Source organism: Deltaproteobacteria bacterium IMCC39524, assembly GCA_029667085.1.
Classification (GTDB): Bacteria; Desulfobacterota; Desulfuromonadia; order Desulfuromonadales; family BM103; genus M0040.
Genome location: JARUHJ010000011.1, coordinates 1 through 26,680 on the forward strand (window position 1 = coordinate 1; position 26,680 = coordinate 26,680).

Here is a 26,680-nt window from a genome sequence, read left to right on the forward strand (position 1 = left end):
TCAGGCCAAGCGTCATTTGCGCAGATTCAACGGCATTCCCAGAGAGCATTTTGGGCTCTTTTTGAAGGAATGTGAGTGGCGTTTCAACACCCCTGACCCAAAAACTCAATTGTTATTGTTAAAACAAATAGTTAAAGAGAATATGGGCTAGTTATCTAGGACAGCCCCAATAAAAATGGCCACCAAGGATTGTCCCCTGGTGGCCATAGTTTGTGTATTAAACAGCTTACTGAATACCTCTATCAACAAGAAGCCAGTTTTTCTCTTACAAGTCGTGAGTTTTAAGAAATGATCACAGAATCATTGATTCATCGAACGTGACAATAAAACCCTTGTTGCATGTCTGGCACTTAGCAATAAGAGATCTTTCAAACTTAGAGTCAAAGCCAACAAAATAGCTTAACGGGACACTATTCACTTTTTGACATTCACTACACCTTGAAGTGATCATCCGCCTCTCTAGCATTTTGAGCCTCCATCACCGAAGTATAGATTTAGTGTCGGCAATTTCGTCTTAGACGTTAAATAAAATAGGACGCTGCCAATTATATCTAGTCATGAGGCGAGGTCAAATGTGATGGTGATAATATGTTTGTAGAATGGAGTTCTTAAATATGTCGTTCAATATGACTCGAATTTTGGACTCATAAGACGTGACTATTAGGCCTTTGTTTAGTCGTAAGGCACTTGAGATCAAAGGGTTAAGCAGCAATAAACTGTTTGGCTTTATCGACCAAAGAGTTCTCCGTAAAAGGCTTCGGCAGGTAGCCATCTGCATTGGCTTCATCAGCCAGACCTTTAAGCTCTAGCTCACCTTGAGACGAGATCAACACGATAGGGATTTGTTGGCTTTTCTCACGCTGTTTAAGGAGCTGTGTTTTCTTGACTCCCGACATAAATGGCATCATAACATCCATCAGAATGAGATCGGGTGGGGTCCTACTATAAATTATATGGTTTGAATAGATGCCACATTCGGCCGTTGAAACCATAAAACCAGCTTCACTTAAAAAGTCTTCAGCCATAGAAAGGACAAGACGATCATCATCAATAATCAAAATATGCTTATGCATAAAATTCTCCCAGTAAAACAACGTTCCACTAAAGCTAGGGGTTGGATGCAAATACGTCAATACAAATTACATTAATTTCAAAACATTAATATGTTTATTAGTTAGTTACGTCACAATATATACCTGCCACTGCCTCCGTTGTCTCAGAAGGAAATTGTGTTCTCCAGAGACAAAAACGGCCACCAAGGATCGTCCCCTGGTGGCCATAGTTTTGTATATTAAAGAGCTTCCTGAATACCTCTATCAACAAGAAGCCGGTTTTCCTCTCAGAAGTCGTTATATTTAAAAAGCCCCCGATTCAAAGACTGAAGGCTTTCGTGCTCACAAATACTAGGATACAAATTGATGTCCCACAGCTCGGAGGTGAACTGTGGGACATCAGGTTTAAATTTGGGAGGTAGAGCGTGAAGAAGTTCGCTCTTAAAAACTTTATAACTTTGTTTTATTTATAGCGAAAGTCTCTTTTTATTTCAAAAACATCATTCAGCATTACAAGAAAAGGCCACCAAGGCAGCAACCCTGGTGGCCATAGTTTTGTGTATAAACGAGCTCACTGAATACCTTTATCAATAATAAGCCGGTTTTCCTCTCATATGTCGTGACTTATGGGAACATCGAGATGTACCGCAGTCGAAACCCTGCCCCGGAACACACCAACACTATATTCCTGAACACTCAAATTGTCACTTAGATGGAAGCTACTGAATTCGATCCACGTTCATGTATACCAACACTATCAAGCCGGTGATTAATGTGTAGCCTAACGGAAATGCCCATCGACATACAAAGTCGATCTGATCGCCAATACCCTTTCGACCCGACCGATTCTGCTTTTCGACAGCGAAACTAATGACAACGGTGGCTGCAAGCATTAGGAAAGTTGAAATCATAAATGCATCCATCATCGTGAGATATGGGATGGCCGGAACATTATCAAGCACGACAAAATAGTAGGCGACGACACTGAGGATACCGACCAGAGAGATATTGACACGACTGGCAATTGATTCTTCATCCATCCAGAAAACGCACCACGAGAGTGACACCAAGATCAGCAACGGCAGAATAATACTGAAAATGATGTGCCCCGGTCGTCGACCAATATTGATATCGACTACCAACTCAGAATAATATTGTTTGCTCCCTCCCGCACGGACATATTCTGCAGTTTTTTCTCTGATGTTGATCCCTTGTTTCGTCCATTCGGCAATACCTTTATCCTGTACCCAGGTGCCCGTCATCTCGGGTTCGTAGACCAGTACGACCTCATTGTTCTGATAATTGTATGGATGCAAATACACTTCTAGCCTCTGGTTGTCGAAAGGGAATGTCCGGAGATCCATCGGCGTCTCGGCTCGCGCCTGGAAGTACTCTGCGTAGACCATTGTGCCGTCAGGATAAACGCCGATTGCCATGTGGTTAGTATTGCGGTCGCCAATACCATTGGAGATTTTGATGTGTGGTCGCCAGCCCTGGTAGATTTCCTTTACGGCAAAATCGCCTTGGTAAACTCGTAAAGGTATCCGTGCAAGAATTTCTGCCTGGTTTATATCGGCAAGGGCAAGCTCAAACGGATCATAAGCTTGTCTTGGATCTGACCATTTGAGTACGATCGCCCCTTCGAATTCGATTTCTTCGTTTGGCTCGTTGATATCCGTGATGTCGATCAAGTGAAAACCTATGCGAACTTCGACCGGTCCATCAGTGGGTTTCGGGATCATTCGTAACGCGTCGCCGGGTTGTGTGCCGGAATAACTCAGCGTGCTGATAGTTAGAAAAAATAATATCAGTCCTGCTGTAAAGCACATCTTACAAAATTTCATGATGGCACCAGAACTGAATGCGGTGATCAGGTTAGTGTGAACCTGTTATGCCCTTCACCAATCTGATTGATGGCCGTTTTTGTTTAAAAAAGTATATGATCCTCTTTCTTGTATTTGTAACAGAATAAATAAATATCGCTACTCTTCCACTTTCAGCAACCGGAACCTCAATTTCACCATACCTAAATATCCAGACATATAAAAAGGCCACCAAGGATCGAACCCTGGTGGTCATAGTTTTGTGTATTAAAGAGCTTCCTGAATACCTCTATCAATAATAAGCCAGTTTTCTTCTCGCCAGTGGTAACTTGTAAGAAAGGTGTGTCTAAAAAAATAAGGGCGATTCGAGTTATATTTAGTGACCTCCATAGTTACTCAAAATTTAAGGTGATTATAAACGCTTGAAAAAAGGTTTTTATGGGGTTTAATTCTATTAAATGGGTTCATAAATAAGGGTTGAAGGGAGGTTCTTATGTTTAAAATTTACATTTTAATAAATAAGCTCTTTTTAAAACTCATCATGCCCGTTGGAATTATTTTTCTTCTTTTCGCCTGTGGTGGCGGCGGAGGTGGTGGCGACAGTGAATCATCCTCACAAAGTGAAGAGTTATCTTTTGAACTTGGCTTAGATGGACCTGGGGATGCTGGGGACTATTTTCCCCTGGAAATTGGTAACGTCTGGGTTTTTGAAGGGACAATGTTTTCGGCGAGCGAATCTTTTGATTACCACAACACAATTAGTATCAACAAAACTAAAATCGTCGATGGGTTTGATGCTTTAGTCGTAGAAGAAACAAATTCGTATGCAGAGGGGTCTTCTGAAAGTTATATTTTCAAAGATCTTAATGGAATCGCTAACCTTGGAAGCAGCAATGAAGGCGCTTTAGGTGTTCAGCTTTCAAGATATTGGGAAGGTCGATTCCCTGTAGTAAGCGGGGAAAGTTTTGTACAGCTTGATAGAACAGGATTGACTCTTGGGGAGGACTTGGATGGTGATGGTATAAATGATTCGTTTGATATCCGCTCTATTGTTACTGTCGTAGACTTTACGAGTAAAACGGTTCCCGTTGGAACATTCAATAATGTTGTTCACATCAGAAGAAAAATAAATCTTGATTATATCTTGTCCTTTGAGCCTGACGTAATTCCTGCAACCGTTGAAGAGGATTCTTATTTTGCGTCAAACGTTGGCTTTATCGAAAGGTCTTTATCAATCACGGTAGACGGTTCAACTGAAAGAGCGCTTGAGCAATTAGCTGTTTATGTTGTAAACGGCCAATCTGCTGGTCTTAATCGAGTGACAGATTCTGTAATAGTGGAAAGTGGAGCTCCTCTTGGAAATGATATCTATTACTGGTTTGAAGTTGTCCCCAACACTGACCAGACTGTTTCACTGACAGGTTTGACTGACGAAGCAGATCTCCTCCCGATACTGCCAAATATTTGCACCCAGGGACATACGTCTCTGCCTGATACAAATCCTGAAGATTGTCAACTAGCAACAGCGCCGTATCGCGTCATTTTTGCTGTGAATGGGTTGGAGAGTTCGGAATACATTCTTTCGATTGCCCAGACTCCAGACTTTACTTTTCCAGTCAATGAAGGGAAAACACTAAATCCAATTGTAATACAAGATAGTATTCCCACCGAAGGCCAAGTCGGCTCGAGAGGAATAAGCTTTTATACCTCGACAGATCTTACTTATGGAAATTACACAGTAAGCATTTCTGGCTTAAGTAATGATGCCGATTTAGGAGTGTACAATGATGGAACGTATTCATCTGAACTGGATTGTTCTTTAATTAAGGCAGGAGATGTCCTGGACTATCCTGAGGATTGTATCGTCGAAAATGTAAATGAATTATATTTCAGTGTTGAATCAGGAGAACTTAATAGCGAGGGCGCTTCATACATTATTTTAGTAAGATAACAAGTTAGTTGATTAAAAGAGAAAGACGGCTCTTGAATATTTATCGAGGCCGTCTTTTTTTCTTATCTGGTTATAAAAAGATACAAATTAAACAGATTGAGTGGTTACTCTTGAAAAAGGGAAGTAACCTGTCCTAAAAGGCTATTGTTAAAACCTTGTGTGTGCAAAGTTGATATGAGAGGGCTAAACCCCAGAATGTTTGCATAGATTTTGGGACTGGACAAATCTACTATAAATCCTCCTCCTGGATTTTGCCCCTCTGGGTAGGATGGTTCTGTGAGATTCTTAGATTGGCTGACAAATAATAAATGGCCACTTGGAATTGCTCCAGGTGGCCATCATTTTGTCGTCTTAAATGTCTCTATCTATAAGAAGCCGGTTTCCCTCTCACAAGTCGTGATTAATAAAAACAGTCACTCAACAATATGTTTCAGTTCCATACTTTTTAGATTTAATTAGTATCGAGTGGTAGCGTTCGATTGGTCAAGGTCGAGTCAGACAACCAATCAATAGCTTTTTCAAAGTCGGTAAATATCTGGTAAGAGAAACCCTTGAGAACCATACATGAATGAAACTGCCTTGCAGTGCGCAGACGTTCTTCGTTGTCAGGAATCACATTGGCAATTTTATTTTTAAAATCAGGGAGAGAGTTGGTAAATTCAAGGGAGATTTTCATCATATCGGTGATGTTTGCGTTCGTTACTTCGGTATCCCTCATATCGAGTAAGATATTATGGTCTGGGTGAACGTAGGCGATGTCGGCAAATTGCTTAACAAAGGCCATCGACTTATTCATGTCAATCTCACCAGAGACTGTCTTTCTTACAAAATCTTTAATTTTGTAGATTTTGATTTCGGTCTTCATAAGTACCTGCTGCAACAGTGGTAATAGTCCGTAAATTGTACTTTGGTAAAGGTTTAAGTCAAAGAAGTCGCTTTTGTTTTCTATCCTGCACCTTAAGAACGGCAAAAGCACTTCGCCAGTCGTGACAAAAAATGAAGAGGCTAGCCCATTTGGGACAACCTCTTCTACTCATCATCTTCTGCAAAAGTTTACATATGACGTATCCACGATGCCCTTTACCTATAACATAATCACCGACAAGACATACAGCAGGGAGTTCCCTGTGGTAGTCGAAAGCCGGGGGGCATGGAGACCCCAACTCAGAGTGGCGTTCCCAAGAACAGGTGCAGCAACAAGGCTTAATTGAGATCGTCGTCTTTCCAGTACTTAGTTCCCTGTACCGTGGCCTGAAGTGCTAAGCCGTTTTGGGTTAACTTGTATAGTGTTATCCCCGGCTGAACAGTGATTGCGCCATCATAAGCGCCACCGTCTTCTCCGGATTTCGCCGCTGCATCTGCCTGGGCGTTCGCTTCCCAGCCGTCTTCTACGAACGAATTAAACACTTGTTGGTTGTCAAAAATAAAGATCGCCCTGAAATCCTTTGCACCGAGACCAACCCCTACACCGCCAGAGAACATATTCATGTAAATATTCTGACCGGTTTGATTGTTGTGGGCGACGCCGCTACCCCTTTCCGTAGAGATCAGAAAGAGGTTGAGGCCAAAATTCTGAAAGGTTGCGTAGCCATAGGCTCCGGCAATTTTGGCTTTTGACTCTGGGTGTGTCTTGTACAGCATTGAGAGGGTCGCTTGGCTTTCACTTAACAGCTCTTTCCTCTGTGCGTCCGGCGTTGCTTCTTTAGCGCATGAAATCAAAAATATACTCAAAAGAACGACAAGGATGATTTTCAGACTTTTCATTGGGGGTCTCCATTATCAGGTTGGTTTGTGTTCGCCTGTAGCAACAACACGTTGATGCTTTGTCAGGACTCTTGTCAAACACATTAACAGCTCTTTTAATGTTGACAAGTTTGCCCTGACAAATCAGAAAAGGCCACCCGCTTCAAGGTGGCCATTTTCATTTATATTAAAAAACTTCCTAAAAGCCTCTATCAAAAATAAGCTTCTTTCTTCGTAAGAAGTCGTGACTAATAACAAAAAAAGCCCCGCAGCCAAAAGATGGAGGGGGAGGTCTACGGGGCAATTCTATTCAGGAGGCAAACAGTTGATTGCATGCCTTGTATATACTTTACCATCTTACTGGGACTTTTGTTTGCTCAGGAGTACAATAATCTACAGCTGAACAATATTACCTCAAAGCAGGGTTAGCTTGGTTCTTGGTTGTGCACGCATTCGACTAAGGAGTCGCAATTATCAGAAGGTTAATTGAAATTGTAGAATTTTATGGTTTGATTACTGGACACGCCATAAGCACTAGCAGGCAGCTTGGAGGATGTAATGTCTAACGATAAGATAATTTCACAGCCTATAAAAGAAGCAATTCGCCTGCAGTTACTTGCATCAATGCTTGCAAACTCAAATTCAAACTTTTCCCAAAAATCATGTGGTGCTTTGCAGAATTTCTGGAAAGATTTGTTCAAGAGGACTAAGCCACTCCATTAATTTTTTGCCAACCCTTTTAGATGTAGCTTTTGTGAAAAAAGCCGATAGTTTTTTGATCTATGGAATCAACGAAAAAGGCCACCCAACATTAACCAGGTGGCCATCGTTTTATGAATGAATGAGCTCCCTAAATACCTTTATCAATAAGACGCTGGTTTCCGTCTCAGAAGTCGTGATTTGTAAGACACCCACCAAAAGAAGGGTTTTCAAACTTTCATCTCAACACAGAAGGTTGCCCCACCGCCCGGGGTTTCTTCTACCCAGGCATCTCCGCTAAAGCGCCTGGCGATCTTCTTCACCGTGGCCAAGCCGATTCCTGTCCCTTGCTTGTCTTCTCCGGTTGTGCCCCGACAAAAGGCTTCAAAAATGCAGTCTCGTTCATCAATTGGGATTCCGAGGCCGTGATCGCGAACATAAAGGCACACCTTATCTCCTCTACGTTCGCCGCCCACTTCGATAACATCTCCAGGTTTGCATCCATATCTTATGGCATTGCCAATGAGATTATCGAACACCTGAAAAAGAAGATTTTTCGAGACCTGAACGACCGGAAGATCGCCAATTTCTACTCCCACTTCAGCCCTAAAGATTTGATCTGACAGGCTGTAGACCACCTCGTTAACGACCTTACTGGTGTCTTGAGCCTCAATAGGGTCCTGGGTCTTACCAATAGTGGAAAGGCCAAGCAAATCATCCATCAGCATAGCCATCATTTCACCCGAGGAACTGATTTTAGCAAGGCAATTAAGAGCTTGTTCATCCAGGCTGTTCTGGCACTGATCGTAAAGTAAATCGGCATAGCCGATGATTGCGGAAAGGGGGGTTCGTAGGTCGTGAGAGACGGTATAGACAAATGCTTCCAGTTCCTTCTCCACCAACTTGCGTTCCGTGATATGTCTCCATTCTCGTAGGACTCTTTCTACTATGCGTGGCATTTCAGCTAGGGTTGCTGATGATTTGACCAAGTAATCCAGCGCTCCGGCCTTCATTGCTGCAACTGCGGCTGCTTCGTCTCCTTGGCCGCTCATTACCACAGCGGGGTAGGATGTCATTCCCTCTTGGCCCTGTAAAAGATCCGTGCCACTACCGTCAGGTAGCATCAAATCAATAATAGCTAGATGGGGAGTAGCCTTGTCCAGATAAACTTGAGCTTCAGCAAGGCTTTGTACGACAGTCAATTTAACTGGGATGTGCCCCGCCTCCAAGGCCTCTCGAATGAGGGCCGCATGAGTCTCAGAGTCTTCGACCAAAAGGATATGGATTGTCTCTCTGCCCATGTCTTGGCCTTCCCGTTCAATCTTAGAAACCTACGCAAATCACACATCAACAATCTACAGCAGTAGTGCCTTGAGGTCAAAGTGGGGAGTTTATTGTAAATCCTCTTTGATGTATTGGAAGGTGTGAAGTTGGCCGAAATGCGAAAATCTTATTGCCCCTGCAACGTAAGAATGGCCCAACTAGGGAGGGCAGGCCAATTTCCTGTCTTATGGATGGTGAAACTGAAACATATTATTGCCGTACCGCTCACAACAACATTATCTGCGAATCTCTGTTTTCGTTTTTAGGCAATTGAAGCACAGGTAAAGAGAAAGGCCACACAAAATAATTGGGTGAACTTTTACTGGCATATTAAAACTCCACCGATATGATTAAGTTTATAGAAGCAGGAGAATAATAGTCTGTATACTTTTATAGGGGTCCGAGCGGGCACACAACATGTCAGCGACTTTCATTCACAACGAAGCAATTGTAATCACGCTCCTGATCATTTTTATCTTTTTGTCAAGGTGGCTGGCTAAAAGCTTTCTCCGCCAACATCAGCTGATACCCAAACGATCAGTGCTGATAGTTGCATGGTACATGGAAGCTGTGCGATTGGTTAGTGGTGTCTCTTGGATGCTCGGCTGGTTTGCTGTCTGTGTATTTATTGGAGATTATTTCTCGGGAGAAGGGCGTCCGTCGATCCTTATCTATACATGGCAAGCACTATGGCTATTCATTTATCCCTTAGCCACATATCCTCCCTATAAAGTCATCGACCATGTGAGCCTCCTCGCATGCGAGATGGTTGATCATCAAGACACCAAGTAAGTGTCATAACCCTGATTAATAAGCTTGATTATTGGGTGCAGCGGGTGATTAAAGATGACGGACGCAAAGTTATTATAAATCCTACTGAATTGCTTGGCGCTTGTGAAATCGACAAATTTAGGAAATTCTTACTACCCCTGATAAATAAAAACGGCCACCAAGGATTGTCCCCTGGTGGCCATAGTTTTGTGTATTAAACAGCTTACTGAATACCTCTATCAATAAGAAGCCGTTTTTCTTCTCGTAAGTCGTGACTTATAGGAACGGTTTTTTCTACAGTCCACCTTCACGTTCGGTCACAGCTTTTGTCAAGGCACTACAAACCCTTTAAAGGATCCTGCTTAACGCATAAGCAACAGGCTCAGCGCCATAACTAGCATCCCTGCGATCAAACCGAAGAGACTATCGTGCCCTTTGCCATAAGCGCGGCTGGTTGGTAGAAGTTCATCAAGACTGATATAGACCATAATGCCTGCGACACCGCCAAAAAGTATCCCCATTACCTGTGGTGGGATAACACCGGAATCGCCGCCAAAGAAGAAGAGTAGTCCTATGTAGGCAAGTCCAGCCCCGATAGGTTCGGCAACGCCGGAGAGGAAGGAGTAGAAAAAAGCTTTTTTGCGATCACCGGTGGCGTAAAAGATTGGTACGGATACACAGACGCCTTCAGGGATATTGTGCAGAGCAACGGCGATGGCGATGGCTACACCTAGGGTAGGGTCTTGCAGTGCAGCAAGGAAGGTCGCTAAACCCTCTGGGAAGTTGTGTATACCTATAGCGAGGGCGGTGAAGAGCCCCATCCTCATCAATTTACGTTGTGATCCGTGGTCGTGGGCACCGAACTCCAGGTCTTTTTTGGGGGTATTGTGGATGGACTCAAAGTCGGGTAGAGGTGCATCGGAGTTTTTCAGTGGGGCCTGCTCCTCTTCAGTGTGAGTTTCATGAGGATTGTCAGCAGAAGGGATAAGGTTATCAATCAAGGCGATCAGTAATATGCCAGAAAAGAACGATCCGGCATTTATCCAGTGTCCCCAGTTGTTACCGTAGGCCTCCACAAGTGCGTCGGTCCCTTTGACGAAGATTTCAACAAAGGAGACGTAGAGCATTACCCCCGCAGAAAATCCGGTGGAGATGGAGAGGAATCGGTAGTTTGATCGTTTAGCAAGAAAAGCGATAGCGCTACCTATGCCGGTTGCTAAACCTGCAAAGATGGTGAGTCCAAACGCGATCCAGACATTCTCCATATTGAAAAGCTCCTGATGAGTAGTTTGTGGCTGTCAATTGTACATGATTTTTTTGATGTTAAATCATGGAAATTGTCAACAGTGTTATCAGTGATGGTATGGTTCATAAACATAGGTTACCTATTTTCTTGACTCGTACATGAGTCCCATAAGTTGTGTTATTGGCTTTAGCTGTCTGGATTCAGTGAGAAACTGCCAATCCTTAGAAACCCTGATAAACAATAAATGACCACCGAGGATCGAACCCTGGTGGCCATCATTTTGTGCATTAAAGAGCTTCCTAACCTCCTAGACTATTGAAGAAAGGGTTTCTGGAAGTATACTCATAATGATTGTAATCATTTATTGAGGCTTGGGAAAATGTATCCAGCATGTTTCCTTCTACCGCCGACACCATTGCTAAAACTGCTAGAGGAGAATGCTAATGCGATTTTTTTCGACACTGATTGCTTTGTTCCTGATGGTGTTACTGACCAGTGGTTGCCAAGAGGAGTCTGCCCCTACTAAACGAATACTCCATCCTAGCGTCAAGAAACTCCCTCAAAAAATGGAGCACGCCAAAGAGCAGGCTCATAAGTCAGATGCGCATGCTGATACAATGGAGCATGCCAAAGAGCAGGCTCACAAGTCAGGTGCGCATGCTGAGACGATGGAGCACGTCAAAGAGCAGGCACATAAGTCAGGTGAACATGCTGAGACAATGGAGCACGTCAAAGAGCAGGCTCATAAGTCAGAGGCGCATGCTGAGACAATGGAGCACGTCAAAGAGCAGGCTCACAAGTCAGGTGCGCATGCTGAGACGATGGAGCACGTCAAAGAGCAGGCTCATAAGTCAGGTGAACATGCTGAGACAATGGAGCACGTCAAAGAGCAGGCTCATAAGTCAGAGGCGCATGCTGAGACAATGGAGCACGTCAAAGAGCAGGCTCATAAGTCAGAGGCGCATGCTGAGACAATGGAGCACGTCAAAGAGCAGGCTCATAAGTCAGGTGAACATGCTGACGTTGTGACCTATGAGAACAAGAAGGGTACAGTTACCTTTAACCACAAGGCTCACCAAGAGAAACTGGACGATTGCGCCAAGTGCCATGAGGGTGAGCCTGTAAAAATCGAAGTCAACAAGGTCTACGGTCACAAGTCTTGCAAGTCTTGTCACAAAGAGATGAACGGTCCGACCAAGTGTAACGAATGTCACGTAAAATAAATATTAAGTTGATGTAAGTTCAAAGGGCGCCGATATTCCGGTGCCCTTTTTTTATTATGGGAATCAAATACAGAGAAAATTAAATAACCAACAAGTGTTGAACTAAGGTGGCCACAGTTTTTGGATTAAAGAGCTTCCTGAAACCCTCTATCAATAAGAAACCGTTTTTCTTCTCAGAAGTCGTGATATTTAAATATATAGCTTAGCTTTGCTACTTATTCATTTGTTCAGAATGTTCAAAAAAAGCCTTCCAAAGAGTTTTTGCAACCGGGCCAACCGGCTTACCTCTCATGCGTGCAACACAGATTTTGACCTCCATCGTGGATTGATAATTTTCGATTGCTAAGGGAACTAACCTGCCAGAGGCTAACTCATCAGTGATGAAATGTTCTTGCAATCGCCCCCAGCCCATTCCGGCAAGTAGAATCTCTTTCTTGGTAAAGTGATCAGTGACAAACCAATGACGGCGCTCTGTTAAATATCCAAAACTATGTTGGGGCGGATTGCGACTACTATCTCTGACGACAACTTGAACAGAATCTCTCAAGTCATCAAGCATCAACTTACTTTTACCCAAGTTGTCTATAAATTGCGGAGAAGCCACGGAAACAAGCGTGACAGAGGTCAACGGTAAAGATTCAAAGTCCAGGTTTTCATCGAACCAGGGGCTGATAGCCAAGTCCGCTTCACCTAACTGCAATCGCTCCAAAGCCCCCCACAAAGTGTCGCCCATAAGGTTGAATTGAGTTCCGGGATATTTTTTCTCACAAACGGCAAGTATTTCTAATACCAGAGAAAGTGGACAACTCGCCTCGATAGCGATGCGCACCTCAGGCTCATTGCCTTGGGCAAGATGCTCTGCTATGTCAGACAATTTCTCGCTCTGCTTGAGAATGACACGAGCCTGTTGACATAGAGCTTCGCCAGCAGGGGTCAGGCTGGCACGGTACCCGTCACGAGACAGGATCTGCAAACCCAGCTCTTCTTCCAATTTCTTGATGCCAACACTGACTGTCGGTTGGGTTTTATGCAAGGCTTCAGCCGCAGCAAGAATGCCGCCGGAATCGGCAATCTTGACCAGCATCCTCAGTTGTTCGAGGGTCATATGCGCTCCATTTTTTCCATAGATAAAGACTATGATTAATATCAATAATTAATATTATTACTCTATATATAACTATGATAGTTTGCAATCAAGAAATCAGACATTAGTCGACTCAGACACATAACTTAAGGAGACTCATCATGAAAAACAAAGTTGCCACCCTCACTACTATCCTGATCTTTACAGCACAGTTTGTCTCTGCCGCTATCTATCAGGTCGACCCGGTTCATTCTCAAGTACAGTTTACCGTTGACCATCTTATGGTATTCAAGGTCAGCGGTTCCTTCAACGAGTACCAGGGAGAGATTGAGGTCGACTCAGCGTCCAATTCGCTTAAATCAGCAACAACAGAGATTAAAGTTGCCTCAATTAACACCCGAGAGGCCAAGCGTGATGACCATCTGCGCAGCGCAGATTTTTTCGATGCAGAAAATTACCCGGCGATGACCTTTGCCAGCAAGAGGATCGAAGGCCAAGGCAAAGATATAACGGTCTATGGTGATCTGACTATTCGCGGGACAACTAAAGAAGTGGTTCTGAAAGGCAGTTTCCGTGGCGAAAATACAGATCCTTGGGGCAATGTTCGCGCGGGTTTTTCAGCAAGTACCGTGATCAATCGTCATGATTACGGGCTTAGTTGGAACAAAGCCCTGGAAACAGGTGGTTTTGTTGTTGGCGATGAAGTAGCTATCAATCTAGAAATTCAGGGCGTGCGCAAATAGTCATTTACTAAAGAGACAAGTTAGAAAGAAAGGATTTGAGGTGTCATATGAAAATCGGTCATGTTCATCTTAAGATTCGCAACTTGAAAAGATCGATCTCTTTTTACCATAATTATCTCAATATGGAGATTACCGAGAAGTTTGCAGATACGTTTGTTTTTATGTCTGCGGGTCAGATGCATCATGAACTGGCCCTACAGGAGGTTGGGGAAAAGGCCCTGTTACCAAAAAAAGATGATGTCGGTTTGTATCATGTCGCTTTTGAAGTACCGAACAAACAAACTCTGGCCGATACATACCAAAAGCTCAAAAAAGATGGTGTGGCCGTTTATCCAGTAGACCATCGCATCAGTTGGGCCCTCTACTTCAGCGACCCAGACGGAAACGGTATTGAAGTTTACTGGGACACCAGAGACACAGAGCACGGCATTGAAGTTTGGGAAGGGATAGACCGCCCTCTCACTGATTCACAACTTAACTAGATGAACCCCCTCCTCCTGAATGTTTTGGGTTGTCAGGAGAAGGGGGCCGCTGGTTTCAATCGAGTAATCCAGTTTACTGTTTATCCTCTCGAATTTTTTTGAGTGCGTGAAATTGGCCAAAACACACAAATCTTACGAACCCTTATTTATAAGAATTTCCAGTCCTTTCTCAAGATAAGCTGCCAATGGTAGTTATTTTACAACAGGAAGGGTAAAGCTAAAAACGCTGCCTTTGTTAACCTCGCTCTCTAAGCCAACATGACCGTGGAGTTTTTCCACTATGCGCTTCACAATCGAGAGGCCTAGACCATTGCCTTTTGAATAGTTTGTACGTGATGAATAGGCAACGAAAAGTTGTTTTTGATCGTCTGGAGACAAACCCGGCCCGTTGTCCTTGACCCAATACCTAGCATAACCATCTTCGGTTAATTCCCCCCCTAATACTATTTTCGGGGGAGTTCCACCATACTTGACAGCATTGCTGATGTAGTTATACCAGACCTCTTCCAACCAAGGTGCATAGCCAATTGCCCTGGGGAAGTCCTTCGACAAAGTGATTTCTGCTCCGTATTCCTCAATTTTTTGACTCAGTCGAAAAGTTACTTCGTTGATGATCGACATCATATCTATGGGGGTGACAATGACATCCTCTTTTCTAACACTGGAGAGAAGGAGCAATTCATCAACAACGTCAGACATCTTTCGACCTATACGACAGATCATGTTGAGAGACTCCTGGATCTGTCCTTCGTTGAGGTTAACCTCATGATCAGTCAGTAGTTCTCCGTAACCGATCAACACGGAAAGAGAACCTCTAAGATCGTGGGCTACAGTATGGGCAAAAGCATCGAGTTCCTGATTTCTGGACTCAAGCTTATTAATGGCTTCTTTACGCAGGGAAATGTCTGTTATGAAGGCCATAGCCAGGTTGCCGCTGGTCGTTTCAAGGTGGCTGAGGCTGATTTCAACAGGAAAGTCATGACCGTTCTTATGGCGTGCAGCAAGCTCCATTTCTAGCCCCATGGGTCTGATCTTGGGCTTTTCAAAATACTCTGTCACATGTTTTGGGTGGCCTGAGTGAAACCTTTCGGGGAGAAGGATGTTTAGGGGGCGCCCAACTATTTCACCTTTTGCATATCCGAATAAGCTTTCAACTTGCTTGTTAACCAGAACAATTGTTGCTGTGTCATCAATGATCACAACCCCCTCGGCAAGAGACTCCAACAATAACCTTATGGTTGCATCACCCAGGAAGAGATCTGCCGCAAAGGCAACTTGTCTCTGAGCATTTAGAGCACTTTTAGTGCAGGATATTTCGTTGCTAAATTCCAGACCCTCGATGTTGTCTGGTGTAGACTTACCAGCTTTGTTTATTTTCATATGTTATCTCTTCCAGGAGAGGCGCAAGACATCACACTCCCGACCAATTAAGACAATTTTGGTCAGGATTGTAACAGAAGTTTGGTTTTATGAAACGCTTTTTTTGGGGTTGAGTGAGTCGGAAGTCTGTTTCCCCTAATAGGGGGATGGACAGAAGAAAGCCTGAGATTACTATTTATCCTACTACATTGTCTTGGCTAGCTCAGATTGGCAGAAATGAGAAATTCTTACTGCCCCTGATAAACAATAAAAGGCCACCAAGAATCGAACCCTGGTGGCCATAGTTTTGTGCATTGAACAGTTTACTGAATATCTCTATCAATAATAAGCCGGTTTTCGTCTCACAAGTCGTCATTAATATGAAATCTCAATTGGACTGCTCAAGCATTTCAGAAACTAATTCATCGACGCCGGATGGGATTGGTCTAATAAAATAATGATCCATAACGGCGTGTGCTGTTTCGTGCAATATGATGCCATAGCTCAATCGCTCAGGTGTGTACCAAATAGTTTTGTCCAGATGGCTGTAAAAAGAGGTCACTGTCTTCAAACTGTTAGGAACGTAACGTTTATACTCTATATGTAATTGTTTAAGAGAATCGACGATACGAATCTTCGTTTTAATACCATTGAGATGGATGTCAAGTTTTGCGCAGACCTCTGCGAAAACTTTCTCGTGGCGATAAATAATCGCCTCAAATGTTAAGGAACGGAGATGGAGTTCAGGGTTCCCCTTGGGCACAAGGCTCCGTCCATAATCAACGACTTGCTCATTTGTTTCAAATAGGATTGGACCGAACTTAGTCTCAAGCTGTCCGCAAATTGAGATGCTGGGGAAGATTAACAACAGAATAATAGTGACACTTATTTTCATAAATACTTCTACCAAAATGTTTTTGCGGGGCACTTATAAGGTTCACTTGAATTAAATTATCTCGTAAATATATTCGTCACTTCATTCCTTAAACTAGGGCTAGTTAGTAATATCTAAAATAATTGTATGACAATAATGCATAAAAACAAGTGACCACCCGTTGCCAGGTGGCCATAGTTTTAGATTCCTGAATACCTCTATCAATAAGAAGCCGTTTTTCCTCTCACAAGTCATTTAGTTATAGGAACAAAACCAAAGCTTGTTACCTTCACTGTCCAGGAAACTTCCGACAAATCCAGTTTTGGTTGGTTCCACATCATCGGGAATTGTTACACCTCGCTCTTTGAGCGTCTTTACAAGACTGCGAGCATCATCCACTTGTAAGGTAATCCGTGGACTAGGCTCCGAACTCGGCTCAGCATACCAATCCTGCTTGAGCAATAAGATCGTCTCTCCGAGCAGGTATCCGTAGGGTTCTCCAGGGTGGTTGGCGGCAGACAGGCCGAGCACCTTTCCGTAAAAGTTGTCTGCTCTTGCTACGTCAATTACTGGCAGAGCAACTGCCTTGACACCTAGAAACGCCATCCTTTTTTGGCTGAACTCTGTCATGTTGGAATCCCTTTATTTTGTTTTTTATTTTAGATGTTTATGTGTCTGCTAATTATCTTATCACTTATTGGACTTGTGTCATGTTCACTCAGGGCACTGGTCAAATTTAAGAATGACGCACTAAGAACGTGAAGGCAGTTACACTTTGACAAAATAAAAACAGCCACCAAGGATCGAAACCCTGGTGGCCATAATTTTGTCGTCTTAAATGTCTCTATCAACAAGAAGCCGCTTTTTCCCTCATAAGTCGTGGTGCTACTGACACACCAGCAGCCTCGATACCTGAGATTAAGTGAAATCGATATAAGATTAAACACTACATTTGTAGCTGGTTTGTTTTCAGCATTTAATTGTGAGTCAGTTGTGAAGTTACGAGTTTTTGTTTTCGATGATAAAGAAAACATTCTTATAGTGCTGAAACGTCACCTAGAGTTTCAAGGCCACGAAGTAATTTGTGCAAACGAACCAACTGCCTGCCAGGCTTTTCAAGGTAATGTATGTGACCATAATTATCCGTGTGGTGACATTCTCTTAACTGATAATAAGATGCCAGATATGACGGGACTGGAATTCATTGAGCATATGAGAAATAGGGGATGTAAAGGACTAAGCAAGAACAAGATTGTAATGTCTGGTTTATTCTCAAAAAGCGAAATGGAAAAGGCAAATGAGCTAGGGTGTCACATTCTCTTCAAGCCGATAACCGTGGAAGAGATTGATGAGTTAATTGAGAAGATACAAAAGACTATTCTGCCTGATCGAACATTAATGGACTTGTCATATGTTGTGAATTAGTCTGTTTTGTAGCTAGGTATATTCACTGCACCAAGACCTCGGTCCTGGCCCGACTTTGTAATCGAAGTGGCCTCTGAGATTCATCTTGAAAACAACATAATCATCGAAAGGGTTTGTACAATCAGTGGTCCAGCGAAAACGCATTGTGTTGTCGTCGCTCCACCCCATTGTATGGAACTTTCAGTTCACGTATTTTATCTCGACCAAGAACAACCCATCCGTCAGAACGTTTAAAAAACATGACCTGCTTATTAGATATGAGAAAATGCAACTCGTTACAGCTAACCAGCTCTTCGTGACCGTCTTTAAGTACCACAGGAATAAGCATAGAATGAGCCTCCCGTTTAACCGACAAATTTATCCAAAGTTACCGCGAAGAGAGGTTCTGTCAAGGCCATAGATATAATAACTTTAGGAATTTTTCGGAAACGTATTAGAAGGTCGAAGCAACACACAACTGACGGCAATGTGTCTTATTTATCCTACTGCATTGTTTCGGCGCGCTCAGATTGCCCGAAATGCAAAATTATTACTGATCCTGAAAAATAGAAAATGGCCACCTGTTACTAGGTGGCCATAATCATGTGAATAATTAGTTTCTTAGGAGGGGGGGACGCAAACAAGCACTCTAGATATAAACCCTTTTAACTCTCCTGAAATAAAAGTTTGGGAGGAGCAGTCAGTAGATTCTCTGGTTGCTGCCCATGTTATAACCATTTGGGCCAAGGTCAGCAAGCGGGGTAGCTCCCATGTCCTCCTCATAACCCTTGCGTCGGCAGACTTCATGGAGGTCGCCTTCGCAGTAGGTCTCAATGAGAAGTTGATGCAGCATGTTATTATTAGGATTCTTGTTATATGTGCGATTAAACGCACATGCTTTAGAACGGTTACACATAAATAAAGCTCCGAGGGTAAATTTATAAAATATAGTTAACAGCGGTTTTTAATTATTATTATTTAGCTCAGGCGAAGTGCAACTTAAGGGCCATAAGTAGGCAATCTTAAGCGGTTATAATTGTTTTTTGTGAGGAGGACTTGCTTGCATCGTTTCAAGTTTTGCAAACACCTAAAATCACTGAAAAATAGTTCTGTCTGTTGGGCTTTTTTATGATTGGCTGGGCCTAACAATGGTTTGGTTTCAGGAAAGATTGACTGGAGAGGCAATGTGGTACGGTATTTCACTGTAGCAACAGAAGTAATATCACACAGGCTCTTCGAGGTTTTCAGATAGCCCGATATTTGAGAATGGGCTTAAGGGAGATATAGCGTTCAGCGGTAAAGAGGAAATATTTACTAAAAATCCTCTCGCATTGTTTTGGATGGGGATATTGGTCAGAAATTCTAAATTACTGAAAACCCTGCATTATAGAAAAGGCCACTTGGATCGTCTCCAGGTGGCCTTCAATTTGTCGTCTTAAATGTCTCTATCAATAAGAAGCCGATTTTCTTCTCGGCAGTGGTGATTTTTGAGAAAAAGAGAATGAGCATTTTTTTAGAAGCTCTCTAAAATTGTAAGAAAGAAATGCCCCCGATGTTGAAAAGCATAAGGGGCTGCACACAGGTTCGACCTTTAACTGTTTCCATTTGAGTTGAAGAACAAGAGGACTATTTAATGTGACACTCAAAACAAAGAGCAGATCCATCATTTGGCATATTAAGAAAAGGAGGGTACGTATTGTTGTGTACATTATGACATGTTGAACACCACATTTCGTTATATCCCGGGCCGAAGGTTACATGAACGTGTTCATCTGTTGGTTCTTTAATCTCGTCGTCTAAAGATGCGTCATAGATAAATCCAACCGGGTGGTCGTTGGATAGGTCGGTAGTGATGTCAGAAACATTACCCTCGATTATATCCGCAATGTCCACGCTAACGTTGGCACGCGCAAAGGCACCATCGTGACAGGCAAGGCACAGCGGCGCATCACAATTATTTACAGTGTCTACAAGAATGGAATGATCCATGGTCGGGCTATTGTAAACTGACGTGATTGCAGGGACATCATTGCTAGATAACGAGCTGCCACCAACCGCGTTATGAACACTATGGCAGGCCCCGCAAGGATCTGCAATCAGACCGCCGAAATCGTGAGCCCCATCTAAGGCCTGAACTTTGGCTGTCAAACAATGCCCCAGCAACAACCCGAGAACCATAAACCGTATGACCTTCATCGTAAGTTTCCCCTGAAGAGTGGGCGTCAATAAAGCCTCTTGGTTAATTTGCTGTATTTTTTGCTGAAACTCTCAATATCGATCTGATCCTGTATACTGAGAGGGTGTGCATCCAAATAGTTATCGTTAAGTACCTGCCACATTGAAAAGCGGCCGTTTGTCGGCTCCGTCACATAAAGAGCACCATCGCTACTAATTTCAAGCGAAGTTGGTGTCGAAAAGCCCAAGGGATGTGACGTCGGTTTGCCTTTTCCAACTGCAAAAAGGAACTTCCCCTCAGGCTGGTATGCGAGTAACATCCCCTTGCGGTGATCGACGATATACAGAGTACCGTCACTGGCAAAGGCGAGGTCGCGGGGGTACTCAAAGCCCCAAGGTTTGGTGCCTTGATGCCCGAACGTGTAAAGGAAGTGGCCATCAGCATCGAACACTTGGATGCGACAGTTCAGCATGTCGGCGACAAATAGCTTTCCTTGGTCGTCAAACGCCATCCCTTGCGGCACTGCAAATTCGCCAGGATCATTCCCCGGCGATCCGATGTCGAACAGATGGTTCCCCTTGGTGTCATAAACCACGATTTTGTGGCGGGCCGCATCAGCCAAATAAACCCGTTGAAGACCTTTGTGCAGGGCAAGATAGGAAGGCCTTACCAGTCCAGTCCCTCCGGCGATGGTGGCAAGAGGCTGACCGTCGCGGTTGAAGACGTTAATAGCTTTCAGACTTGCATTGGTGACATAGACATTGCCAGCCATGTCGGTATCGATCCCCAGAGGTTCCCCTGAAAAAAAAGAAGAAAAGGGCTTGACAGTACGCCCCGGGATGTCGAACAGTAAGATGCAGTTCAGTGCGGCATCGGTGACCAGAACCCTGCCAGGCGCGAGTGCCACGATGCCAAACGGCTGTTTTAGGGTGACATTAGGAACCCGGCCGGTAAAAGCATCAAGCAGTTGATTGCGCTCCGCAAACGGAACAAGGTCGAGGTCACTGTGGACGCCACCCATAAATTCCAGTTTGGGCCCACTATCATCCAACGGCCAGAATATGCGCAGGTCTGAACGCTCCGGTCCTGGCGCAGAGCACGCTGTCACTGCCAAGAGCTGACAACCTATGAAAGCCCATCTGACGACGTGACCCATCGCTATACGCTTGATAGCTATCATGTTCCCCCTCATACCCAAGCAAATAGAAACTTTGTAGAGCGGTGTCATAGATCATATAAAACAAAAAGCTGCCAAGGCATCAAATGCTTTGGCAGCTCGGCTATCTTTTGAAGAAGAAGGTAAGACCCGTTGCTTTCCGTCCCTTCCTCACGGAAGGTTTGGCGTCATGTCGTGTGCATAGTAGCACAAGGATCTTAAAAATATCTCACAACTCTGTTTTGTTTCCGGCATTTTGAACAAATGTGGAAATATTATTTACCTCCCACATTGTCCGAGGCATACCACATTGGCTGAAATGCAAAATTCTTACTACCCCTGCATTATAAAAAATTCCCCGCAGCCAAAGGATGGGGGAAGAGGTCTACGGGGAAATGTCATTCAGGAGGCAAACAATTATTTGTTTACCCACTTATATTTTATCACTTTTCCCAACTCCTCATATATCCTTTCGTTAAGTTCGGCAACATAGGAAAGGCCACCAAGGATCGAACCCTGGTGGCCATAGTTTTGTGTACTAAAAAGGTTACTGAATACCTGTATCAATGAGCCTTTTTTCGTCTCAGAAGTCGTAACTTTTGAGAGGCCTTCGATGAGTTGTGTAACCCTTCCAACCTGCGCTCGAAGTCTGTCGGAGCAAACCGCGAAAAAAAATTCCTGTCACTTCCTTTGAACTAAGCTGCTGGCCCTCGATTGACAGTGTTATATGAGCTGCTATAAATGTTGACAATCCCACGTGAATCACCGGGGAATTAAGCCCATAATTAACATGGTGGCAAGCGACGTCACCTCGCCACCTATGTCACAAAAAGTATCTTGCGACAAGGAAAGGAGAGATCCAATGAAAAGAGCTCTGGTCTTGTTCAGCGTGTTCTGTTTAGCTGCAGTCTTGGCACCCTCGGTACAGGCGGAAAACAATGTCAAGGATGGTGTTTTCATCCATATCAGCCATGGCAGCGACGATCCGCACCGGCTGCTAATGGCCCTCAACATGGCCAAAATCATGTCGGACGATCACGATGTCCTTGTATATATTGACATCAAGGGCGTGGATGCGGTTCTCAAGGATTCTCCCGACATTACCTACTCCCACTTCCCGTCCTCACGGACACAGTTCAGCGCGCTGCTCAAGCAGGGGGCGACAATGATGGTCTGTCCGGGATGCCTAAAGGCGGCGGGGAAATCCAAGGAGGATGTTGCCGACGGGATACAGATCGCTGACAAGAAAGCCTTTTTCAATTTCACCAAGGGGAGAATCCTGACCCTCGATTATTGAGTGTCAGACAGCAACCATTTCTTTGAAAGGAAATTCCTGTGAAATTGCTCTCTCGAAGCCTCTGTTTTTTAAAAGTCTTTTTGCTGCTGTATATTGCTAACGCCGGGGCGCAGGGGATCACCGTCCAGGACGCCTGGATTCGCGGCATTCCCCCGTCTGCAACAACCACAGCCGCTTTTATGACAATCCACAATACCGGATCTGACGATGCCGTCATAAAATCAGCGGACTGTGACGTCGCAGTGACTGTCCAAATCCACACTATGGAACAGGTCGGTGAAATCATGAAAATGAAGGAGATGAGCGAGCTCCGTATCCCTGCCAACGGGCAGGCGATCCTCGCTCCGAAAGGCTATCATATTATGCTGATCGGCCTTATCAGGCCGATTAAAGAGGGAGAAACGATCCCGCTCTCGCTGAACTTTACCGACAGGGCAACGGTAGTGGTCGATGCCGTCGTCAAAAAATGGGGATCGATGTCCCCCATGTCCCACCATTGATTCGGCATGGGCGTGCTGGAGGGCTATGAATGAAGAGAAACCTGTTGATAAAACTGACGTTAGCCGGGATCGGCATCTGCTCGCTTGTTATCGTGGGATCTTTTCTTACTGATCCACCGAAAATGACAGAGCCCGATCCCGCACAGTTTTTCAACTCTAGCGGCAACTTCACCCTCACCGGGACCAGCGGCGAGCCTTTCCAACTACAGGATCTCAGAGGGAACATCGTCCTGCTGTTTTTCGGATACACCTCCTGCCCTGACGCCTGTCCGAGCACCCTGGCCAAACTCCAGCGCGCATTCAACCTTCTGAACAAGGAGCAGGTTGAGCAGGTGCGAACAATATTTATTTCCGTCGATCCCGAGCGAGACAAACCCAAATTATTGAAGGAATATGTTGAATATTTCGGTGTCAATGCAATCGGCCTGACCGGGGCCAAAGCGGAAATTGACAACGTCGTGAAAGCCTATCATGCTCATTACATGATCATTCCGGGCCAAACCAGTAACTGGTACTCGATCAATCACACGACCACCGTCTTTCTCCACGACAAACAGGGCAAAGTCCGCTACCGGTTCATCTACGAGGAAACCCCGGAACAGTTGGCGGAGGCGATCCGGAAATATCTCTAAAAATTGCTGGTTGCGATCGTGCATACAAGGGCAAACGTTTTATTAGGCTACACGTTGCTTCTTAATGTTGCCATAAATCCTGACAATTAAGAAAGGCCACCCGTTTCCAGATGGCCAATTGACTTTATGGCCGCCTCAGAAATGGGGCGGTTTTTTTTATTTTTTTTATTCTATTGGCCTCTTGAAGTAAGCATAAGTTATGTTGTTTTCGGCATCAACTTCATTGCACATGGATACCAGTTCCCATCCTTCGTTGCCGTATTCGGCGAGCTTCTTACTATGGCTAGAGTTTGGCAGCGCTGCAATCGCTCCATTGATCCTCGTAACCATGTACTCCCATTTTCTCACTATTCCCTCCTAGTTTTATATTGATGAGACAATGATATACAAATAAAGGCTTACAGAAAAGCAATATTTGGGAAAGCGTCTAAAAGGCAAACTAACAATCTGCAAAGCGAATAAAAGTCCGACAGTCTGCTAGTCGTGAGTTTAGGTCAAAGATATTGGCTTGTTATTTATCCTCCTACATTGTTTCAGAATCTCCAGTTTGGCAAATTTACGAGTTTCTTAGTAACCCTGCAATGTAAGAAAAGGCCACCAAGGATTGAACACTTGTGGCCATAGTTTTGTGAAATAAACAGCTTCCTTAATGTTTCTATCAAGTGTCTCGAATAACGCTGGCGTTCACTAGAGAATCGGGGGACGATTTATTAATGTCTTGCGATTGGGGTAGCAAAATTATCCATGCCTTATTGATTTTCGTAACGGATCTCTACCAACCACAGCCCAACCTTGAGAACGTTTGAATTGAACAACCCTGTTCAATTCAAGGAGTACTGTTAGAGCCATTGTCCCCATATGATAAACGTTGCCATTTATTAACTGCACATCAATGCTTTGTGAACCACGCATCCCGTAGAAATAACTATGTTGTGCAAAAAAGAATACAATTGTTATTGAAATCAGGTAATAGATTAGATCTTCAGGTAGTACGGATTGCACAAAAACCCAACTAAGCATTTGCATGTTTTCCGGAGAAAGATTTGTAATCAATACTTGCCAATAGCTGACACCCATTTTAGAGCTAAAAAATGCTAAGCCAGCCAAAACGTTACAAATCACTCCACACGCAAACGTAAGAAGCAGTGCACTTAGAATATGAAATCGATGAGGTTTTATCTTAGTAAAAAAATGTGCAATTCCGGTTGCTCCCCCTATCAGTATTACAACTCCTACTGTAAAGAAACCGGACAACAAGGTAAAAGTGACCCAAATCGCTGCCACTAAAAGGATTGCTGCAAGGCGTAGAATATAGAGTTTTAATAAGATGATTGGAGGGTCAGACTGAACAAAATCTTTTGAATGCTTGACGAGTAGCCAACGATCGAAAAAGGATGTTTTCTCGAGCAAATTTGGAAAGTTCACAATGCAACCTCCCGCTTAAGAATCCTTAAGCTTCTTTCAAACACAACAATTATTAACTTGTTTTTAAATTATTCACTATCAAAACGTATTTTCAAGGACAAAAATGCATAACATTCTGTTTTATAGTCGTTTTTCACCATAAATCGAACAGGAAACCTTGTGTCCAATAGTGCGAAGTAAAAATGGAAGGGCTATTTACTAAAATTCCTCTCGCATTGTTTTGATGATAAGAAGTTGGGTGCTTGAGCTGTTTACTAGAAACCCTGCAATTCAGTAAAACCTTCCGATCCCAGATAAACTTTCATGACCACTCCCACAGCAGCGGATGGGCAAAGACAGCTATTAAAGGGAGACTATCATGGGCATGAGAGTAGGTTATGCAAGGGTTAGTACCGTTGGCCAGAAACTGGATGTGCAAATGGACCACTTGGCAGATTGTGAACGCATCTTTCGAGAGAAAGCCTCGGCCAGTTCGACCAAAAATCGTCCTGAACTAAAAAATGCTCTCGACTTTGTTAGGGAGGAAGATGTTTTCGTGGTCACAAAGCTTGATCGCCTTGCTCGATCCGTAGTTGATTTATCAAAAATTGTTCAGCGACTTTAAGAGAAGAATGTGGATCTCGTTGTCATGGACCAGGGGATCGACACCACAACCATCTACGGCAAACTTCAATTCAACATTCTCGCAGCTATTGGTGAATTTGAGCGAGGATTGATCAGGGAACGCTCACTGGAGGGCCGTGAGAAAGCCAAAGCTCGCGGTGTTGTCTTCGGGGCGAAACCAAAACTTACACCTCAAGAGATAGTCGAACTTCTAAATGATTACGAAACGCCAGGGTGTAGTAAACGTGAGATTGCCGAACATTATGGCATCAGCACATCCTCTGTATATCGACTATATATATGAGAACAGACAGGCATTGTCTGCATGAACACAAAAGGCCACCCGACGATGATCCGGTGGCCTTGATTCTGCAGATTAAAGAGCTTACTGAATACCTCTATCAACAAGAAACCGTTTTTCTTCTCGTAAGTCGTGACAAATAAGAAAAGCCCCTGATCCGAAGATTGAGGGCTTTCGTGGTTTATAAGTGGTGTGTTCCCGGATAAAAACGAATAGTACTTATAGAGGTCACTTACCCACTGAGAATGTAATTCTCAAGCTGGCTGATCATAAATTCCTTGTCGGCGACATTGGCCTGAACAAGATCGCCAATCGAAACCATGCCGATCAGCGTGCCATCTTCAAACACAGGAAGATGACGACAGCGCTTGTCGGACATCAGCGCCAAACCTTCTTCCACACTTTTGTCCGGAGAGATATAAAGTACTTTGTTAGTCATGATCTTCTCAACTGACGTTTTGAGTGATGAACGTCCTTCCAAAATCACCTTTCGTGCATAGTCGCGTTCGGACATTATACCGACCACGTTTTCCTCATTCATGACAAGCAATGCGCCAACATCCTCCTTCGCCATCAATTCCAAGGCTTTGTAAACAGTCTCATCGGCGCTGACACTAACAATTGAAGCTCCCTTGTTCTTCAACACATCACGAATAGATTTGGACATGGCGCCCTCCTTTCCAAAGTCACGAACTGAAAACTGATCTTAACTTTATCTGAGAGCACAGGGATGTCAAACGCCGATGAATCGCTAACGGCTTTCGTGTTTTATAAATGCACACGAAAAAAAGGCCACCGAAGAAAGAGCTCTGG

At 43.9% G+C, this 26,680-nt stretch carries 26 protein-coding genes, 1 pseudogene and 1 riboswitch; of the genes and pseudogenes, 11 read left to right on the forward strand and 16 right to left on the reverse strand.

Going from position 1 to position 26,680, the window contains the following annotated elements:
* Positions 1 to 151 (forward strand): IS1595 family transposase (locus P9J64_16840; protein MDG5469987.1); only part of this gene is annotated, 151 nt, incomplete at its 5' end.
* A gap of 550 nt (positions 152 to 701) precedes the next feature.
* Here the strand turns inward: P9J64_16840 and P9J64_16845 are convergent.
* Both P9J64_16845 and P9J64_16850 read right to left on the reverse strand, forming a co-directional pair.
* Positions 702 to 1,073, reverse strand: coding sequence for a response regulator (locus tag P9J64_16845; GenBank protein ID MDG5469988.1), 372 nt, complete (start codon positions 1,071 to 1,073; stop codon positions 702 to 704).
* A gap of 698 nt (positions 1,074 to 1,771) precedes the next feature.
* The gene (locus tag P9J64_16850; protein MDG5469989.1) at positions 1,772 to 2,896 is read right to left on the reverse strand and encodes a hypothetical protein; all 1,125 of its coding nucleotides are present in this window, start codon (positions 2,894 to 2,896) and stop codon (positions 1,772 to 1,774) included.
* 472 nt (positions 2,897 to 3,368) lie between these two features.
* Here P9J64_16850 and P9J64_16855 point away from each other — a divergent pair, with 472 nt between their 5' ends.
* Complete coding sequence (locus tag P9J64_16855) at positions 3,369 to 4,826, forward strand: hypothetical protein (protein ID MDG5469990.1); 1,458 nt, start codon at positions 3,369 to 3,371, stop codon at positions 4,824 to 4,826.
* A gap of 451 nt (positions 4,827 to 5,277) precedes the next feature.
* Here the strand turns inward: P9J64_16855 and P9J64_16860 are convergent, their stop codons facing one another.
* From P9J64_16860 to P9J64_16870, 3 genes are all read right to left on the reverse strand, one after another.
* Positions 5,278 to 5,691, reverse strand: coding sequence for a hypothetical protein (locus tag P9J64_16860; protein ID MDG5469991.1), 414 nt, complete (start codon positions 5,689 to 5,691; stop codon positions 5,278 to 5,280).
* A gap of 338 nt (positions 5,692 to 6,029) precedes the next feature.
* Positions 6,030 to 6,590, reverse strand: coding sequence for a hypothetical protein (locus tag P9J64_16865; GenBank protein ID MDG5469992.1), 561 nt, complete (start codon positions 6,588 to 6,590; stop codon positions 6,030 to 6,032).
* Positions 6,591 to 7,498: 908 nt separating this feature from the next.
* A complete protein-coding gene (locus tag P9J64_16870) occupies positions 7,499 to 8,569 on the reverse strand; it encodes an ATP-binding protein (GenBank protein MDG5469993.1) in 1,071 nt (356 codons plus the stop codon).
* Positions 8,570 to 9,131: 562 nt separating this feature from the next.
* Between P9J64_16870 and P9J64_16875 the strand changes: the two genes are divergently transcribed.
* On the forward strand, positions 9,132 to 9,383 hold the full coding sequence (locus P9J64_16875) for a hypothetical protein (protein ID MDG5469994.1): 252 nt from the start codon (positions 9,132 to 9,134) through the stop codon (positions 9,381 to 9,383).
* 341 nt (positions 9,384 to 9,724) lie between these two features.
* Here P9J64_16875 and zupT read toward each other — a convergent pair whose 3' ends face one another.
* On the reverse strand, positions 9,725 to 10,627 hold the full coding sequence (zupT, locus tag P9J64_16880) for a zinc transporter ZupT (protein ID MDG5469995.1): 903 nt from the start codon (positions 10,625 to 10,627) through the stop codon (positions 9,725 to 9,727).
* A gap of 955 nt (positions 10,628 to 11,582) precedes the next feature.
* Here zupT and P9J64_16885 point away from each other — a divergent pair.
* Positions 11,583 to 11,831 (forward strand): cytochrome c3 family protein, encoded by a 249-nt coding sequence (locus tag P9J64_16885; protein MDG5469996.1) that lies wholly within the window; start codon positions 11,583 to 11,585, stop codon positions 11,829 to 11,831.
* A 211-nt stretch (positions 11,832 to 12,042) separates the two neighbouring features.
* On the opposite strand, the gene P9J64_16890 is transcribed toward P9J64_16885, so the two are convergent.
* The gene (locus P9J64_16890) at positions 12,043 to 12,936 is read right to left on the reverse strand and encodes a LysR family transcriptional regulator (GenBank protein ID MDG5469997.1); all 894 of its coding nucleotides are present in this window, start codon (positions 12,934 to 12,936) and stop codon (positions 12,043 to 12,045) included.
* 140 nt (positions 12,937 to 13,076) lie between these two features.
* Between P9J64_16890 and P9J64_16895 the strand changes: the two genes are divergently transcribed.
* Positions 13,077 to 13,658 carry a YceI family protein gene (locus P9J64_16895; GenBank protein MDG5469998.1) on the forward strand — a complete coding sequence of 194 codons (582 nt, stop codon included), beginning with the start codon at positions 13,077 to 13,079 and terminating at the stop codon, positions 13,656 to 13,658.
* Between the two features lie 47 nt (positions 13,659 to 13,705).
* On the forward strand, positions 13,706 to 14,140 hold the full coding sequence (locus P9J64_16900) for a VOC family protein (protein MDG5469999.1): 435 nt from the start codon (positions 13,706 to 13,708) through the stop codon (positions 14,138 to 14,140).
* 192 nt (positions 14,141 to 14,332) lie between these two features.
* Here P9J64_16900 and P9J64_16905 read toward each other — a convergent pair whose 3' ends face one another.
* From P9J64_16905 to P9J64_16915, 3 genes are all read right to left on the reverse strand, one after another.
* Positions 14,333 to 15,520 carry a PAS domain-containing sensor histidine kinase gene (locus P9J64_16905; protein MDG5470000.1) on the reverse strand — a complete coding sequence of 396 codons (1,188 nt, stop codon included), beginning with the start codon at positions 15,518 to 15,520 and terminating at the stop codon, positions 14,333 to 14,335.
* A 367-nt stretch (positions 15,521 to 15,887) separates the two neighbouring features.
* A complete protein-coding gene (locus tag P9J64_16910; GenBank protein MDG5470001.1) occupies positions 15,888 to 16,394 on the reverse strand; it encodes a hypothetical protein in 507 nt (168 codons plus the stop codon).
* Positions 16,395 to 16,628: 234 nt separating this feature from the next.
* Positions 16,629 to 17,003 (reverse strand): VOC family protein, encoded by a 375-nt coding sequence (locus P9J64_16915; protein ID MDG5470002.1) that lies wholly within the window; start codon positions 17,001 to 17,003, stop codon positions 16,629 to 16,631.
* Between the two features lie 363 nt (positions 17,004 to 17,366).
* Between P9J64_16915 and P9J64_16920 the strand changes: the two genes are divergently transcribed.
* On the forward strand, positions 17,367 to 17,798 hold the full coding sequence (locus P9J64_16920) for a response regulator (GenBank protein MDG5470003.1): 432 nt from the start codon (positions 17,367 to 17,369) through the stop codon (positions 17,796 to 17,798).
* Positions 17,799 to 18,477: 679 nt separating this feature from the next.
* On the opposite strand, the gene P9J64_16925 is transcribed toward P9J64_16920, so the two are convergent.
* The 3 genes from P9J64_16925 to P9J64_16935 form a co-directional block, all read right to left on the reverse strand.
* A complete protein-coding gene (locus P9J64_16925; GenBank protein ID MDG5470004.1) occupies positions 18,478 to 18,630 on the reverse strand; it encodes a hypothetical protein in 153 nt (50 codons plus the stop codon).
* A 773-nt stretch (positions 18,631 to 19,403) separates the two neighbouring features.
* The gene (locus P9J64_16930) at positions 19,404 to 19,973 is read right to left on the reverse strand and encodes a cytochrome c3 family protein (protein MDG5470005.1); all 570 of its coding nucleotides are present in this window, start codon (positions 19,971 to 19,973) and stop codon (positions 19,404 to 19,406) included.
* Between the two features lie 26 nt (positions 19,974 to 19,999).
* The gene (locus P9J64_16935; GenBank protein ID MDG5470006.1) at positions 20,000 to 21,133 is read right to left on the reverse strand and encodes a hypothetical protein; all 1,134 of its coding nucleotides are present in this window, start codon (positions 21,131 to 21,133) and stop codon (positions 20,000 to 20,002) included.
* A gap of 87 nt (positions 21,134 to 21,220) precedes the next feature.
* Positions 21,221 to 21,306: riboswitch (cyclic di-GMP riboswitch) on the reverse strand.
* Positions 21,307 to 21,971: 665 nt separating this feature from the next.
* On the opposite strand from P9J64_16935, the gene P9J64_16940 reads away from it, so the two are divergent.
* Genes P9J64_16940 through P9J64_16950 form a run of 3 tightly spaced genes read left to right on the forward strand, consistent with a single transcriptional unit; the run spans position 21,972 to position 23,538 of the window.
* Entirely contained in the window at positions 21,972 to 22,406 is a 435-nt protein-coding gene (locus tag P9J64_16940; GenBank protein MDG5470007.1) for a DsrE family protein, read from the forward strand.
* 38 nt (positions 22,407 to 22,444) lie between these two features.
* Positions 22,445 to 22,906, forward strand: coding sequence for a copper chaperone PCu(A)C (locus tag P9J64_16945; GenBank protein MDG5470008.1), 462 nt, complete (start codon positions 22,445 to 22,447; stop codon positions 22,904 to 22,906).
* Between the two features lie 29 nt (positions 22,907 to 22,935).
* The gene (locus tag P9J64_16950; protein ID MDG5470009.1) at positions 22,936 to 23,538 is read left to right on the forward strand and encodes an SCO family protein; all 603 of its coding nucleotides are present in this window, start codon (positions 22,936 to 22,938) and stop codon (positions 23,536 to 23,538) included.
* Between the two features lie 165 nt (positions 23,539 to 23,703).
* On the opposite strand, the gene P9J64_16955 is transcribed toward P9J64_16950, so the two are convergent.
* Together P9J64_16955 and P9J64_16960 are read right to left on the reverse strand one after the other, a co-directional pair.
* Positions 23,704 to 23,886: a hypothetical protein gene (locus tag P9J64_16955; GenBank protein MDG5470010.1), complete on the reverse strand. Its 183-nt coding sequence runs from the start codon at positions 23,884 to 23,886 to the stop codon at positions 23,704 to 23,706.
* A 390-nt stretch (positions 23,887 to 24,276) separates the two neighbouring features.
* Entirely contained in the window at positions 24,277 to 24,963 is a 687-nt protein-coding gene (locus P9J64_16960) for a hypothetical protein (GenBank protein MDG5470011.1), read from the reverse strand.
* Between the two features lie 358 nt (positions 24,964 to 25,321).
* On the opposite strand from P9J64_16960, the pseudogene P9J64_16965 reads away from it, so the two are divergent.
* Positions 25,322 to 25,870, forward strand: a pseudogene (locus tag P9J64_16965) (recombinase family protein).
* A 229-nt stretch (positions 25,871 to 26,099) separates the two neighbouring features.
* Here P9J64_16965 and P9J64_16970 read toward each other — a convergent pair.
* Positions 26,100 to 26,534, reverse strand: a complete 435-nt coding sequence (locus P9J64_16970) for a CBS domain-containing protein (protein MDG5470012.1) — start codon at positions 26,532 to 26,534, stop codon at positions 26,100 to 26,102.
* Positions 26,535 to 26,680 lie beyond the last annotated feature (146 nt).